The sequence below is a fragment of the Luteibacter sahnii genome, assembly GCF_034063545.1.
Taxonomy (GTDB): Bacteria; Pseudomonadota; Gammaproteobacteria; order Xanthomonadales; family Rhodanobacteraceae; genus Luteibacter; species Luteibacter sahnii.
This window is the reverse complement of record NZ_JAQLOK010000005.1, coordinates 124,451-138,117: the sequence shown is the minus strand read 5'-3', so window position 1 is coordinate 138,117 and position 13,667 is coordinate 124,451. Positions and strand designations below refer to the sequence as shown.

Sequence of the window (13,667 nt, the reverse complement as noted above, 5' to 3'; positions counted from 1 at the left end):
CGTCGTCGCGCCCCCCATCGCGTCGGTCACGGCGACTGGTTGAACACCACGCCGGCGAGCTTGGCGGGATCGAAATTGGCCACGGCCTGGCTGATGGCCGCGGGCGTGTCGCGGCCGTAGCCCGCCACGAGCACCACGGTGTCGGCCAGGTCGGCAAGGATCCGCGCGTCGGGCGACCCCTTGACCGGCGGACCGTCCAGGAACAGGTAACGGTCCGGATACCGGCAGCGCAGCGAATCGAGCACGGCGCGCATGCGGAACGACGAGAAATATTCCGCACCGTTCTCCCGGGACGTGCCGGCGGGGATCAGGCGCATGCGCGGAACGCCGGTGGGATACATGATCGAGGCGATACCGCGCGAGGGATGCTCAAGGAAATCGATCAATCCGCCCGTGGCCGGTTCGACACCGAGCGCCTTGTGCTGGTTGGGATAGCGCAGGTTGCAGTCGACGAGCAGGCTGGTTTTCGCCTCGTCGAAGGCGAAGGCCGTCGCGAGGTTGCGCGCCACGAAGCTGGCGCCGGAGCGCGGGCTGACGGCCACCACGAGCGTCACGAAATTGCCTTCCCCGGCCATCTCCAGCAAACGCGTGCGGATGCCACGGAACGCATCGGACTGCGGGCGAACCGACTCCTCGCGATGGATCAGCCGCTTGCTCTCGCATTCGATAGGTGCCAGCGCATGCGCTTGCTCGCGCATCCGGGCGATGCTGTGCCCGGTGGGAACGGTGTCGGACACGTTCATGGCCCCGGCGATGTCGATGGCTTCCACGGCAGTCTTCTTCATCGCTCAACCTTTCATCCGTACGAAGAACATCAGTAGGTAAACGGCCCCGACGAACCCGACGATCAGCAGCAGCAGCATGTTCTGCGCGTGGTCGCGGCGGCGATCGCGCGGCGTGGGATAGAACGGCACCGTGGCCAGCACGGCAAACCCGAGGGCCTGTTGCACCTGGTGGGCCGAGCGCACGCGCGGATCGAATCGCGCCACGGCGAAGACGAGCCCGAACGGCACCGCCACCGAGAGCAGCAGCCCGGCCAGGCCGAAATGCATGAAGCGCAGGCCCGAGGGCACGAGCGGCATCACCGCCGGGTTCTGCACGAGAAAAGTCAGGCCGCGCTGCTCGGCATCGAGATTCATCGACACGCGGGCGTTTTCGCGGCGCTTGAGCAGGTCCTGGTAGACGTCGCGATTGACGTTGTAGTCGCGGGTAAGCTCGGCGGTGACGTTCTCCGAGTTGGCAATGCGCTTGCTGCGCTCAAGCTCGGCCTGCAGCATCGCCTCGCTGGCCGACACCCGGGCCGCGCTGGCCGCGGCGTCACCGCGCACGGCCGCCAGTTGCAGGCGCATCTGCTGGTACACCGGGTTGAGGGCGGACGCGCTGTCCACCGGCATCGGCGTGCCGGCGGCGCGCCGGGCGTCGGCCACCTGCATCTGGCGCCGTACGTCCTCCATCTGGTGACGCAGGCGCACGACGTCCGGGTAGTCCTCGGTGTAGTTGAGCAACAGCGTGTCGAGCTGGCCCTGCAACTGGGCGAGTTGGGTCTGGTAGATACCGCCCACGGTCTGCACCGCGTTGACTTCCGACTCGCCGGACAACTGCCCGGCCAGGGCCGCGGCCTGCGACTGCTTCTGCATGTAATCCATGCGGTTGGTTTCGATCTGCGTGCGCAGTTGCCCGATCCGCGAGTTGGTGTCGATCTCGCTGCCCGGACGGGCGTCGGGGTTGGCGTCGCGGTAGGCCTTCAGCTTGTCTTCCGCGTCGGTCAGCTTGGTCCGATAGGCCTCGACCTGGTTGTTGATGAATTCGTAGGCGTCGCGGCTTTCTTGCTGCTTCGACGCGAGGCTTTCGCTGATGAAGAGCTGGCCGAACGCGCGGGTGACCTCGAAGGCCCGGCGGGGGTCGGAGTCGAAATAGCTGATGGTGATGATGTTGTCGCGGGTGTTGGCGATCTTCGTGCGCGCCTTGATTCCCTCGATGATCTTGTCGCGCTCCAGCGGCGAGGGGCGCGCCGCCGACCAGCCACCGCGATCCAGCACCTCGTCGAGCACCTTGCGGCTGAAGATCACGTCACGGGCGATACCGGCGCGGTTCTTGTTCGCCGTGGCCGAGGCGGCGCCTTCCATCAGCGGCGTGATGATGCTCGATTCCTGCGCCAGGATCGTGACCGATGCCTCGTACTTTTTCGGCCAGGCCAGGCCGAGGCCCAGGGCGAGCAGCGCGATCACGGCGAACACCACGCCCATCGCCATGCGCCGTCGGCGTGCCTCTCCGACGAGGGCGGGCAGCATGCCCGCGAAAGGAACCAGGTCACCGTTCATCGAATACCCCTCGCCGCCGGTCGCGGATTCATCAGAAGGCGCGCTGCGGCACCGTGATCACGTCGCCCGGCTGCACCGGGTAGTTGTTCGCCAGGTCGCCCTGCTGGAGGATCCTTTCCAGGCGCACGGCATAGGACTGCGTCGCGCCGGTCGCGTCGTGGCGGAACAGTTCGGTGCGGTCCGGCGCCGCGAATTCGGTGGTGCCACCCGCGGCGAGTACCGCGTCGAGCACCGTCATGCCCTGCCGGTACGGCATGGAGATCGGCGAGCGCACCGCGCCGGTCACCCGCACCCGCGAGAGATATTCATGGCTGCGCAAGGCGGTCAGGATCACCGCCACCTGCGGATCGCGGATGTACTGGCCAAGCTTGCCCTGGATCTCGCGGCCCACCTCGTCGGTGGTGCGACCGCCCGCGTCCACGTCGCCCACGAGGGGCACCGTGATCTTGCCGTCGGGCCGCACGGGCACGCTCACGCTGAGGTCGGGGTTGTGCCAGACGGTGATCTGCAACTGGTCGTCGACACCGATGCGATAGGCCGCCACCACCGGCGTGGTCGCGTCCTGTTTCGGCGGCGGGAGCGTGCTTCCACCCGACGCGCACGCGGCCAGCATCACGGCCGCGACGAGCGTGGCGACACGGTACAAATACATCATGACGATCACCCGCCCCTGTGGCTTCGATTCGAGCGGTATCGTCTTGCCGGCGCCTCGCGCCGTCCATTCGTCAGCCCGCCTATGCCGTTCGACCGAAGGCGGGGCCGCACGGATCGCGCGATCCTAGGCGCCCTTCGAACTGCGGTTATCACCTTCGTCGTGGACTACGCGAGCCGCCTGATGCACCCGGCGATCCAGTCGTTGCTGCTGGGGACGCTGGCCTTGCTCCTGGTCAGCCGACGCAGGCCGCGTGCCGGCCTCGTCACAGGCACCCTCGCACTGGCCTGGGTCTGGCTGGCGTCGTGCCCGGGTCTTGCGCTGGCGCTGCGCGACGGGCTCCTCCCCGCCACGCCGCCCAGGCCCGCCCGGATCGGCGCGATCGTGGTGCTGGGCGGGGGACGCCTGCCCCACGACGGCTCCCTACCGGACGACACCCGCGCCGGCACCGCCCTGCGATGGTGGCGTGGCGGACTGGCGCCGGTGCTGATGGCCTCGGGCCGCGACCAGGCGGATGACCTGGCCCGGCGTTACCGGGAGGCGGGCGTGCCGCGCGAGCGACTGCGCGTGGAGCATGCGAGCACGGACACGCATGAGAACGCGCGCGATTCGGCCACGCTGCTGCGCGCGGAAGGTATCCGCACCGTAGCCGTGGTGACGTCGCCGGTGCACCTGCGCCGCGCGGCGGCCTGTTTCCGCCACGAGGGCCTCGCGGTCTGGCCCATCGCGGCATCCGACGACGACGAGGCGGCATTGCGGCGCGCACCCGCCTGGCTGCCTCGCCGCGACGCGCTCACCCTCACGGCGCGTAGCCTGCACGAGTACGTGGCGACGTGGATCTATCGCCGACGCGGCTGGATGTGACGCGCGTCAGGGATTGTCGGTTTCGATCTGCAAGGAGGTCTTGCCATCGCGGCGGATCAGTCCGGGGCCGAACTGGGTGACTTTCCCGTCCTTGAGCACGACGGTGTAGTCCTTGTGCGAGAACGAGAAACGCGAGGGTCGCCGGTCGAGCCAGCTGAGCACTTCGTAGCCGACCATCGAGCGGTCCGAATCGGGCCGCCCCAAGCGGTCGATGACCTCGTCGCGATCGGTGCCGACATCGAGCCTGGCGATCTTGGCACCCATGCCCTGGCAGCCCGCCAGGGACGCCGCGACGATGACCATGGCGACCGCTCGTTTCATTCCCGTGTCCCGCCGGAGATTATCCGCCGATGGTAACGCAGCCCCGCAAGAGCGTGCGACCCTGCTGCCGCTTCAGCGCGTGGACGGGGGCGCGGGGGCCTGACCGACCGGCTTGCCGTGCGGATCGAGCGTGTGTCCCTCGGCATCGACATCGTGCTCCGCGGCCTGTTGGACATGCCGGGTCACGCCTTCCGCGGGCTGCACCGGCGGCAGCCGGCTCGCTGCGGTCGAGGCGTGCACCGGCGCCATCGCGGGGTTGGCGGTGGCCTGGGTCGCCGGCGCGGCCGCAGGGTGATTGGCGGCCTGGGCAACGACGACGGCCGGTGCCAGGCACGCGGCAAGGAAAGCGATTCGAACGCGCATGACGGGTCTCCATGGGCTACCGCGGCGGCGGTACGGGCTTCACGCTAAAGGGCCTCCCGTGAAGCCCGGATCGCCGTCAGTTCAGTTCGTCGGGATGCGGGCCCATGCGTTTGCCCGCGTCGAGGATTGCGATGGCGGCCATGTCCTCGGCCGACAACGCGAAGTCGAACACCTGCAGGTTGCTGCGGATGCGCTCGGGCGTCGCCGACTTCGGAATCACCATGTGGCCCAACTGCACGTGCCACCGAAGCACGACCTGCGCGGGCGTCTTGCCGTGCCGCTTCGCCAGCGTGACGAGCGTATCGTTCTTCAGCAGGTCGCCCCCCTGCCCCAGCGGGCTCCACGCCTCGGTGATCACACCGTGCTGACGGTTGGCCGCCACCACGTCGTTCTGGGCGAAGTCCGGATGCACCTCGATCTGGTTCACCACCGGCACGACGCCGGTCTCCTTCACCAGGCGATCGAGATGCCCGGGCTGGAAATTCGACACGCCGATCGAGCGGATGCGTCCCTCGTCACGCAAGCGGATGAACGCTTTCCACGTATCGAGGTAGCGATCCTTTTTCGGCGTCGGCCAGTGGATCAGGTAAAGGTCGAGGTAGTCCGCGCCCAGCTTCTTCATGCTCTGGTCGAACGCACGCAGCGTGCTATCGAAGCCCTGCTCCGAGTTCCATAGCTTGGTGGTGAGGAAGATCTCGTCGCGTGCCACGCCTGAGGCGTCCATGCCCTGGCGCACGCCTTCTTCGTTGCCGTAGATCGCTGCGGTATCGATGGAGCGATAGCCGCTGTCGAGCGCGGTCTTCACCGCCGCCCGGGTCTCGTCGTTGGGGATCTGGAACACGCCGAAGCCAAGCTGCGGCGCGTGGTGACCGTCGTGGAAGGTCAGCGTGGGTACCGTGGGGGCCATGTCTGTCTCCTGCGTTGGAAGCCGCCGGCCATCGTGACGACGGCGGCGCATGCAGGGTGTGACGGGCGCGTCAGGCACGCGCCCGTCACGAATCAGTCGTGGCGGGGCGCGTAGTGCGTCTGGACGTAGTCGTCGAGGATCGCGACGAAGTCGTCGGCGATGGTGTCGCCACGCAGCGTCATCGCTTTCTCGCCGTCGATGAACACCGGCGCCGATGGGGCCTCGCCGTTGCCCGGCAGCGAGATGCCGATGTTGGCGTGCTTGGATTCGCCCGGACCGTTCACGACACAGCCCATCACCGCAAGGGTGAGGTTTTCCACGCCGTCGTACTTCACGCGCCACTCCGGCATGCGCTCGCGCACGTGCGTCTGCACCGTCTTGGCCAGCTCCTGGAAGAATTCGCTCGTGGTGCGGCCGCAACCGGGACAGGCGGTGACCAGCGGCGTGAATGCGCGCAACCCCATGGTCTGGAGCAGTTCCTGCGCCACGATGACTTCGCCGGTGCGCGACTGGCCCGGCTCCGGCGTGAGCGAGATACGGATGGTGTCGCCGATGCCTTCCTGCAGGAGCACCGCCAGCGCGGCGCTGGACGCCGTAATGCCCTTCGAACCCATGCCGGCCTCGGTGAGGCCCAGGTGCAGCGCGTAGTCGCCACGGCGGGCGAGATCGCGATAGACGGCGATGAGTTCCTGCACGCCGGACACCTTGCACGAGAGGATGATGCGTTCGCGCGGCAGGCCGAGGTCTTCGGCGCGCGCAGCCGAATCCAGCGCCGAGCGGATCAACGCCTCGCGGGCGACGTGGCCGGCATCCCACGGATCGGCGCGATGGGCGTTCTCGTCCATCAGCGCGGCCACCATCGCTTGGTCGAGCGAGCCCCAGTTGGCACCGATGCGCACCGGCTTGTCGTAGCGGATGGCCATCTCGATGATCGAAGCGAACTGGGCGTCTTTCTTCTTGCCGAAGCCCACGTTGCCGGGATTGATGCGGTACTTCGCCAGTGCCTCGGCACAGGCCGGCTCGGCTTCGAGCAGCTGATGGCCGTTGTAATGGAAGTCGCCGATCAGCGGCACGGACACGCCCATCATGTCGAGCCGCTCGCGGATGCGCGGCACGGCGGCGGCGGCGGCGGGCGTATTCACGGTAATGCGGACCAGTTCCGACCCGGCGCGGGCCAGCTCGGCCACCTGCCGCGCGGTGGAGACCGGGTCTTCGGTGTCGGTGTTGGTCATCGACTGGACGACGATGGGCGCGCCACCGCCGACGGTCACGCGTTCGATCTGCACGCCCTTGCTGGGGCGGCGGGAGGCGGCTTCCGCGGGACGCGGGCGGCTGGAAAGGTCTTCGCTCATAGCGGGGATTTTAGCGCAAGCGCGTGACAGCCCGGAGGACGGCTACACTCGCCGGCATGAATGTCCGCTACCGTCATGGCCTCTTCAACCGCCTTCTCGCCGAACAGGCCCTCAGCCGCAGTGCCGGCGCCCCGCTGATCGGGGGCAATGCCGTCGACCTGCTCATCGACGCCCAGGCCCATTACGACGCCTGGCTGGCGGCCATCGCCGGCGCACGCCACCACGTGTTCCTGGAGAACTACATCATCCGCGACGACGCGGTGGGGCGCCGTTTCCTCGACACCCTGGTGGAACGGGCCCGGTCCGGGGTGTTCGTGGCCGTCATCGCCGACTGGGGCGGCTGCCTGGGCCAGTCGCGCCACGCCTTCTGGAACGACCTGCGTGCGGCCGGGGGGCACGTGCGCATCTATAACCCGCCCCGGCTCGGCAGCGCCTTCGGCTGGGTCAGCCGCGACCACCGCAAGGTGCTCACGGTGGACGGCGACACGGGCTTCCTGTCCGGCGTCTGCATCAGCGAGAAGTGGCTCGGCGACGCGACGCGCGGCGTGCCGCCGTGGCGCGACACGGGCGTCAGGCTGCGCGGACCCGCCGTGGCGGAAATCGAGCAGGCCTTCGCCGACAGCTGGCGCGAAGCCGGCGAGCCGCTTCCGGAGGGGCTTCCCCCGGCCGCCGCGGCCTCCGCGGGCGAGGTGTCCCTGCGCGTGATCGCCACCCAGCCGAGTACGGCAGGCATGTATCGCCTGGACCAGATGGTGGCCGCGATGGCCCGCGAGACACTGTGGCTGACCGACGCCTATTTCGTGGGGGTGGCCCCGTACGTGCAGGCGCTGTCGGCGGCCGCGCGCGACGGCGTGGACGTGCGCCTGCTGGTACCGGGCAGCAGCGACATCCCCATGGTCGCGGGCATGTCGCGCTCCGGGTATCGCCCCCTGCTCAAAGCGGGGATTCGCGTTTTCGAGTGGAACGGCTCCATGCTGCACGCCAAGACGGCCGTAGCCGACGGTCGGTGGGCGCGCGTGGGCTCGTCCAACCTGAACATCGCCAGCTGGCTGAGCAATCGCGAGATCGACGTGGCCATCGAAGACGCCGGGTTCGCGGCCCAGCTGGCCGAGCAATACGAAGCCGACCTGGAAAACGCCACCGAAATCCTGCTGCGACCGCGTAGCCGCCGCCATGGCAACGAGCGGCTGCGCAGCCGTTCGCCGCGGCCCCCGAGGCCCAAACGGGCGGGCGGCAGTTCGGGCCGCGCCGCCGCAGGCGCCCTGCGCCTGGCCAATACCGTGGGCGCCGCGATCACCCAGCACCGCGTGCTCGGGGATACCGAAAGCGGTCCCTTGCTGGCAGGCGCGGCCGTGGCGCTGGTGCTCACGATGGTGGCCATCGTGTGGCCCGCCGTGATCGCATGGCCGCTGGCGCTGGTCGGTGCCTGGTTCACGGTGAACCTCGCCGTGAGTTGGTGGAACCTGCGGCGCCGCCGACGCCGGACGATCGACCCGTAGGAGCGCGATATCAGCGCCGGGATTTGAAGGTCAGCGGCTGGGCATCGCCCCGCGCGACCGGTGCGGGCCCGCAACTGTTGCACGAACCGCAGCCGTCGCCGCAACTGCCGGTGGCGGCGGTAGGCTGGAGCCGGCGGCCCATGCGGCGCAGCCACGCCGACCGGCCGTCGCGGTTGAGGCTCGCCGATATCGCCGCCAGGGTCCGCGTGGATGTCTTCGGCAGCAGCTTGCGGAACGCCACATAGGCACTGGCCAGCACCACCACCCCGACCACCACGCCCTGGACGATGTCGAAAGGGGTCATGAGAGCGCCTTCGCGATCTGATAGGTGAGCAACGAGCCCATGTAGGCAAGGCCGAACAGGTAACCCGCGGCCACGGCCACGTTGCGCCACGAATTGGTTTCGCGGCGGATGACCGCCAGTGTCGACATGCACTGCGGCGCGAACACGTACCACGCCAGCAGGGACAGCGCGGTGGCGAGCGACCACTGATGCGCGATCACCGGCCCCAACTGCGAGGCGACGCTGTCGTCGCTGCCCGACATCGCGTACACCGTGCCCAGCGCGGCCACCGCGACTTCACGCGCGGCGAGGCCGGGCACGAGGGCGATGCAGATCTGCCAGTTGAAGCCGATCGGCGCGAACACGTATTCGAGCAGCCGGCCGAGCCGCCCGGCGAGGCTGTAATCGATCGCCGGCGCGGTGGCGCCGTCGGGCGGTCCCGGAAAGCTCGACAGGAACCACAGCAGCACCGTGAGCGCGAGGATGATGCCGCCCACGCGCTTGAGGAAGATGAGCGCGCGCTCCCACAAGCCAAGCGCCACGTCGCGCACGTTCGGCAGGCGATACGAGGGCAGTTCCATGAGCAGCGCGTGTTCGCTCTTGTCCTTGCGCAGGCGCTTGATGACGAAGGCCACCGCCAGCGCGCTGAAGATACCCGCGAAATACAGCACGAACAGCACGATGCCCTGCAGGTTGAACACGCCCCACACGCGACGATCGGGGATGAAGGCCGCGATCAGCAGGGTGTACACGGGCAGGCGCGCCGAACAGGTCATCAAGGGCGCGACGAGGATCGTCGTCAGCCGGTCGCGGGGATCCTGGATGCTGCGCGTGGCCATGATGCCGGGAATGGCGCAGGCGAAGCTCGACAGCAGGGGAATGAACGCCCTGCCCGTCAGGCCCACGCGGAACATCATCCGATCGAGCAGGAAGGCCGCGCGCGGCAGGTAGCCGGATTCCTCCAGCACCAGGATGAAGAGGAACAGGATCAGGATCTGCGGCAGGAAAACCAGCACCGCGCCCAGGCCGGCGAACACGCCGTCGTTGAGCAGGCTATGCAACGCGCTGCCTTCGGGCAAAAAACCGGTCACGGCCGTGCCCAGGGCGGCCACGCCGGCTTCGATACCGTCCATGACCGGCTTGGCCCAGGAGAACACCGCCTGGAAGACCAGGAACATCAGCACCGCGAGGATGCCAAGGCCGAACACCGGATGCAGCACCCAGCGGTCGATCGCGTCGTCGACGGCGACGGTGCTGCGCGGCGTGGTGACCGTCTCGGCGAGGATCGCGCGCACCTCGGCATGCAGCTGTTCGACGTTGGCCTGGTCGAACGGCATCGGGGCGATGTCGGGCACCGTGTCGTCGATTCGCTCGACCAGCGCCTTCGCCCCGCCGCGTTTGACCGCCACGGTCTCCACCACCGGCACGCCGAGACGACGCGACAAGACATCGACGTCGATGACGATGCCGCGACGCCGGGCCGCGTCCATCATGTTCAGCGCGAGCACCATCGGCCGGCCGAGCCGGCGCACTTCGAGAACGAAGCGCAGGTGCAGGCGCAGGTTGGTGGCGTCGGCCACGCAGACGATGAGATCGGGCACCGACTCGCCCGGGTAGCGCCCCAGGCAGACGTCGCGGGTGATCGCCTCGTCGGGGCTCGTCGCGTCCAGCGAGTAGGCGCCGGGGAGGTCGAGCACCTGTAACGTGCGGCCCGAAGGCGCGGTGAAACGTCCCTCCTTGCGTTCGACCGTCACGCCGGCATAGTTCGCCACCTTCTGGCGGCCACCGGTGAGCTGGTTGAACAGGGCCGTCTTGCCGCAGTTGGGGTTGCCGACCAGGGCGATGCGCGTGGACCCGGCGCTCACGCGGCGTGCTCCAGCGTCACGTCGATCCGGTCGGCCTCGTTGCGGCGCAGGGCGAAACGCGTCGAGCCGATGTGGATGAGCAGCGGATCGCCGCCGAGCGGCCCCCGGGCGACGAGCCGCACCGGCTCGCCGGCGACGAAGCCCAGGTCGCGCAGGCGCTGCGCGATGGGGTCGGCGGGATGGGCGTCGGTGACGGACTGGACCACGGCTTGGGCACCTTTCGGCGCGTCGGAGAGGCGCACTGGGCTTACTCAAATAAGAACTGTTCGCATTATATGCCCTTCGTCCCCCGCCTGCATCCCACGGCCGGGTGCGACCGACAGACGCGGTGGTGCGTTTATGATCGTGAATCCCTTTCTCCCGGAATGCCTGCCCATGTCCGTCGATCTGCGCCGTTCGGGCCCTGTCGCCCACCTCACCATGAGCCGCCCCGAGGTCCATAACGCGTTTGACGACGCGCTGATCGCCGAACTCACGGCTGCGATCGACGAGCTGGATCGCGACGATGCCGTGCGCGCGGTGGTGCTGACCGGCGCCGGGGCGAGCTTCTCCGCTGGGGCGGACCTGAACTGGATGCGGGGCATGGCCGGCGCCAGCGAAGAGGAGAACCGCGAGGACTCCCTGCGCCTGGCGCGGTTGATGCGTCGTCTTCAGTTTCTTTCCAAACCCACGGTGGCCCGGGTCAATGGCGCCGCGTTCGGTGGCGGGGTGGGCCTGGTCGCCTGCTGCGACATCGCGATCGCGGCGGAGAGTGCCAAGTTCGCGTTGTCCGAGGTAAAGCTCGGGCTCGTGCCCGCGGTGATCTCGCCCTACGTGATCGCCTCCATCGGCTTGCGGCAGGCGCGGCGGCTGTTCGTGACGGGCGAGATCGTGGACGCGCCGGCGGCGCGGTCGATGGGCCTGGTGCACGAGGTGGTGCCCGCCGACGGACTGGACGCCGCGGTCGACACGGTACTGGGTCTGCTGGGCAAGGGCGGGCCCGTGGCCCAGGGCGAAGCCAAGCGGCTGGCCCTGGCGATGGGCGGCATGACCGACACCGGCATGGCATTGGTCGATACGGAGAACGCGGCGCTCATCGCGCGCCTGCGCGTGTCGCCCGAGGGACAGGACGGCCTGACGGCGTTCCTGTCGAAGAACCGGCCATCGTGGCTCTCTTGAACGCGCGACGGGCGGCGCGGCGGTTCGTGCCATGGGCCGGGCTGCTGCTTGCGCTGCCCGCGCAGGGCGCCGACCTGGCGGCGCGTATCGACGCGCATCTTGCCCAGCCGCGCTTCGCGTCGGCGTCATGGGGCATCGCGGTGGTGTCACTGGACGACGGGCACGTCGTCTACCGGCATGATGCGCAGCGACTGCTGCTGCCCGCCTCCACCGCCAAGCTCTACACGGCCGCGTTCGCCCTGGAACGACTCGGCCCGGAGGCGCGCACGCATACCGACGTGATCGCGGCGGGCGAACGTCGGCGTGGCAGCCTGCATGGGCCACTGGTGCTTCGGGGCCGCGGCGACCCGACCCTGGCGGGCAACGCCTGGGCCGACGCGCTGGCAAGCCAGGTGGAGGCGGCCGGCATCCAGCGCGTCGACGGCGGCATCGTCGGCGACGACACGGCATTCGCGGGGCCACCGTATGGCAGCGGCTGGGAGGTAGACGACCTGGCGTATGCCTACGGTGCGTCCACAGGTGCCCTGGATATCGATGAGAACACCCTGACCGCACGCGTGACCGGCGGCGACGTCAGCGTGACACCGGCCGACGCGGCGATCGCCATCGCGCCCCAGGCCGCCACGGTGCCGGACCTCTACCGGGAGACGGGCCAGGCGACGCTGTTTGTGCTCGGGGACGTATCCGGGCGACAGAAGCTGTCGCTACCCGACCCGGCCCTTACCGCCGCGCGACGCTTGCAGTCGGCGTTGGCGCGCCGGGGCATCCGGGTGGATGGCGAAGCGCGCAGCGTGCGTTGGCCGGTGGCCGCGCCGACGGGCCAGACCCTCGCGTCGCTGCCCTCCCCGCCGCTGATCGATCTGCTGCGCGAGGGCTTGAAGCGCTCGCAGAACCTTTACCTGCAGAGCGTCTTCCTGCTGACGGGGCTCGCCTCGGACGATGCGCAGAAGCCTACGGAAGAACGGGCGGCGACCGCGCTCGCGCGCTGGCTGGCGGCGCAAGGCATCGGTCCGTCCTCGGCCACGCTGGTGGAAGGCACGGGCCTGTCGCGCCATGACCTGACCACGGCCGATGCGCTCGTGCATCTGCTCGTGCGGATGGACGCGTCGCCGCTCGCGGCATCCTGGCGCAACCTGCTGCCGGTCGCTGGCGTGGATGGGACCCTCGCGAGGCGCATGCGCGACACGGCCGCGATGGGCAATGTGCGCGCCAAGACGGGCAGCATGAGCTTCGTCGATGCCCTCGCGGGCTACGTCACCACGCGCGGCGGGCAACGGCTGGCGTTCGTGATCCTGTTGAACAACTACCGTCCCGCCTCCGGCGCCGCGCCGATGGCGGCCGAGGTGGACGCCATCGCCCTGATGCTGGCTGAGGCGACGGGGAGGTTGTGACGCGCATCGCACAGGGAGACGGCGTCATGTCGCCCCGTGGCCGTGCGAGGGGTCGCGGACCCGGTCCGCTACTACGCTGACCGAGGCACGACCGTGGCTACCAAAGGGATGGGAGCCGATCGCATCGGCGATCCGGCGCCAGCCGGCATCGGGGGCAGCCGATGCGTCGCACCGGCGCCTGGCGAAACGGTTCAGCCCAGCATCTTCGAAAGGTCCTTGCCGATCTTCTCCGGCGTGTCGGTCGGCGCGTAGCGCTCTACCACCTCGCCGTGCCGATCCACCAGGAACTTGGTGAAATTCCACTTGATGCCCTCGGTGCCGAGCAATCCCTTCTTGCTGGACTTCAGCCAGCGGTAAAGCGGATGCGCGCGCTCCCCGTTGACGTCGACCTTGGCGAACATCGGAAAGGTCACCTCGTAGGTCAGCGAACAGAAATCGCGGATCTCCGCCTCATCGCCCGGCTCCTGGTGGCCGAACTGATCGCAGGGAAAACCCAGCACCTCGAAGCCACGCGCCTGATACGCCCGCTGCAGGGCCTCCAGGCCCTTGTATTGCGGCGTGAAGCCGCATTTGGACGCCACGTTTACGACCAACAACACCTTGTCGCGAAACTCGGCAAGCGAGCGCTCGTTGCCTTCGATATCGCGGGCGGAGAAATCGTAGATGTTGGTCACGGCTGAACCTCGGACGT

15 protein-coding genes are annotated in these 13,667 nt (G+C 68.8%); 4 read left to right on the top strand and 11 right to left on the bottom strand.

Going from position 1 to position 13,667, the window contains the following annotated elements:
* Positions 1-26 precede the first annotated feature (26 nt).
* Genes PI246_RS14480 through PI246_RS14470 form a run of 3 tightly spaced genes read right to left on the bottom strand, consistent with a single transcriptional unit; the run spans position 27 to position 2,976 of the window.
* Positions 27-785 carry a P-loop NTPase family protein gene (locus PI246_RS14480; RefSeq protein ID WP_320552015.1) on the bottom strand — a complete coding sequence of 253 codons (759 nt, stop codon included), beginning with the start codon at positions 783-785 and terminating at the stop codon, positions 27-29.
* Between the two features lie 3 nt (positions 786-788).
* A complete protein-coding gene (locus PI246_RS14475; RefSeq protein ID WP_320552014.1) occupies positions 789-2,321 on the bottom strand; it encodes an XrtA system polysaccharide chain length determinant in 1,533 nt (510 codons plus the stop codon).
* A gap of 31 nt (positions 2,322-2,352) precedes the next feature.
* Positions 2,353-2,976, bottom strand: a complete 624-nt coding sequence (locus PI246_RS14470) for an XrtA/PEP-CTERM system exopolysaccharide export protein (RefSeq protein ID WP_320552013.1) — start codon at positions 2,974-2,976, stop codon at positions 2,353-2,355.
* 159 nt (positions 2,977-3,135) lie between these two features.
* On the opposite strand from PI246_RS14470, the gene PI246_RS14465 reads away from it, so the two are divergent.
* On the top strand, positions 3,136-3,837 hold the full coding sequence (locus PI246_RS14465) for a YdcF family protein (RefSeq protein WP_320552012.1): 702 nt from the start codon (positions 3,136-3,138) through the stop codon (positions 3,835-3,837).
* A 6-nt stretch (positions 3,838-3,843) separates the two neighbouring features.
* Here PI246_RS14465 and PI246_RS14460 read toward each other — a convergent pair whose 3' ends face one another.
* The 4 genes from PI246_RS14460 to ispG form a co-directional block, all read right to left on the bottom strand.
* A complete protein-coding gene (locus tag PI246_RS14460; RefSeq protein ID WP_320552011.1) occupies positions 3,844-4,158 on the bottom strand; it encodes a hypothetical protein in 315 nt (104 codons plus the stop codon).
* Between the two features lie 72 nt (positions 4,159-4,230).
* Positions 4,231-4,521: a hypothetical protein gene (locus tag PI246_RS14455; RefSeq protein ID WP_320552010.1), complete on the bottom strand. Its 291-nt coding sequence runs from the start codon at positions 4,519-4,521 to the stop codon at positions 4,231-4,233.
* A 76-nt stretch (positions 4,522-4,597) separates the two neighbouring features.
* Entirely contained in the window at positions 4,598-5,428 is an 831-nt protein-coding gene (locus PI246_RS14450) for an aldo/keto reductase (RefSeq protein WP_320552009.1), read from the bottom strand.
* A 92-nt stretch (positions 5,429-5,520) separates the two neighbouring features.
* Positions 5,521-6,780, bottom strand: a complete 1,260-nt coding sequence (ispG, locus tag PI246_RS14445; protein ID WP_320552008.1) for a flavodoxin-dependent (E)-4-hydroxy-3-methylbut-2-enyl-diphosphate synthase — start codon at positions 6,778-6,780, stop codon at positions 5,521-5,523.
* A 56-nt stretch (positions 6,781-6,836) separates the two neighbouring features.
* Between ispG and PI246_RS14440 the strand changes: the two genes are divergently transcribed.
* Entirely contained in the window at positions 6,837-8,279 is a 1,443-nt protein-coding gene (locus PI246_RS14440; RefSeq protein WP_320552007.1) for a phospholipase D-like domain-containing protein, read from the top strand.
* Positions 8,280-8,289: 10 nt separating this feature from the next.
* On the opposite strand, the gene PI246_RS14435 is transcribed toward PI246_RS14440, so the two are convergent.
* The 3 genes from PI246_RS14435 to PI246_RS14425 are packed head-to-tail and all read right to left on the bottom strand — an operon-like array spanning position 8,290 to position 10,669.
* Positions 8,290-8,583, bottom strand: a complete 294-nt coding sequence (locus PI246_RS14435) for a DUF6587 family protein (protein ID WP_320552006.1) — start codon at positions 8,581-8,583, stop codon at positions 8,290-8,292.
* Complete coding sequence (feoB, locus tag PI246_RS14430) at positions 8,580-10,427, bottom strand: ferrous iron transport protein B (protein WP_320552005.1); 1,848 nt, start codon at positions 10,425-10,427, stop codon at positions 8,580-8,582. Before feoB ends, PI246_RS14435 begins: the two co-directional genes overlap by 4 nt.
* Positions 10,424-10,669 carry a FeoA family protein gene (locus PI246_RS14425; RefSeq protein WP_320552004.1) on the bottom strand — a complete coding sequence of 82 codons (246 nt, stop codon included), beginning with the start codon at positions 10,667-10,669 and terminating at the stop codon, positions 10,424-10,426. The genes feoB and PI246_RS14425 overlap by 4 nt, the downstream gene beginning before the upstream one ends.
* 133 nt (positions 10,670-10,802) lie before the next feature.
* Here PI246_RS14425 and PI246_RS14420 point away from each other — a divergent pair, with 133 nt between their 5' ends.
* Together PI246_RS14420 and dacB are read left to right on the top strand one after the other, a co-directional pair.
* Positions 10,803-11,585 (top strand): enoyl-CoA hydratase-related protein, encoded by a 783-nt coding sequence (locus PI246_RS14420; protein WP_407069822.1) that lies wholly within the window; start codon positions 10,803-10,805, stop codon positions 11,583-11,585.
* Positions 11,573-12,976 (top strand): D-alanyl-D-alanine carboxypeptidase/D-alanyl-D-alanine endopeptidase, encoded by a 1,404-nt coding sequence (gene dacB / locus PI246_RS14415; protein WP_320552003.1) that lies wholly within the window; start codon positions 11,573-11,575, stop codon positions 12,974-12,976. Before PI246_RS14420 ends, dacB begins: the two co-directional genes overlap by 13 nt.
* A gap of 191 nt (positions 12,977-13,167) precedes the next feature.
* On the opposite strand, the gene PI246_RS14410 is transcribed toward dacB, so the two are convergent.
* Entirely contained in the window at positions 13,168-13,650 is a 483-nt protein-coding gene (locus PI246_RS14410) for a glutathione peroxidase (RefSeq protein WP_320552002.1), read from the bottom strand.
* Positions 13,651-13,667 lie beyond the last annotated feature (17 nt).

What these genes read in the sequence shown, in the direction of transcription:
- PI246_RS14460 (WP_320552011.1), bottom strand. Translation starts at nt 4,158, where the DNA reads ATGAAACGAGCGGTCGCCATGGTCATCGTCGCGGCGTCCCTGGCGGGC.
- PI246_RS14480 (WP_320552015.1), bottom strand. Translation starts at nt 785, where the DNA reads ATGAAGAAGACTGCCGTGGAAGCCATCGACATCGCCGGGGCCATGAAC.
- PI246_RS14440 (WP_320552007.1), top strand. Translation starts at nt 6,837, where the DNA reads ATGAATGTCCGCTACCGTCATGGCCTCTTCAACCGCCTTCTCGCCGAA.
- PI246_RS14450 (WP_320552009.1), bottom strand. Translation starts at nt 5,428, where the DNA reads ATGGCCCCCACGGTACCCACGCTGACCTTCCACGACGGTCACCACGCG.
- PI246_RS14470 (WP_320552013.1), bottom strand. Translation starts at nt 2,976, where the DNA reads ATGATGTATTTGTACCGTGTCGCCACGCTCGTCGCGGCCGTGATGCTG.
- PI246_RS14435 (WP_320552006.1), bottom strand. Translation starts at nt 8,583, where the DNA reads ATGACCCCTTTCGACATCGTCCAGGGCGTGGTGGTCGGGGTGGTGGTG.
- PI246_RS14475 (WP_320552014.1), bottom strand. Translation starts at nt 2,321, where the DNA reads ATGAACGGTGACCTGGTTCCTTTCGCGGGCATGCTGCCCGCCCTCGTC.
- PI246_RS14455 (WP_320552010.1), bottom strand. Translation starts at nt 4,521, where the DNA reads ATGCGCGTTCGAATCGCTTTCCTTGCCGCGTGCCTGGCACCGGCCGTC.
- ispG (WP_320552008.1), bottom strand. Translation starts at nt 6,780, where the DNA reads ATGAGCGAAGACCTTTCCAGCCGCCCGCGTCCCGCGGAAGCCGCCTCC.
- PI246_RS14420 (WP_407069822.1), top strand. Translation starts at nt 10,803, where the DNA reads ATGTCCGTCGATCTGCGCCGTTCGGGCCCTGTCGCCCACCTCACCATG.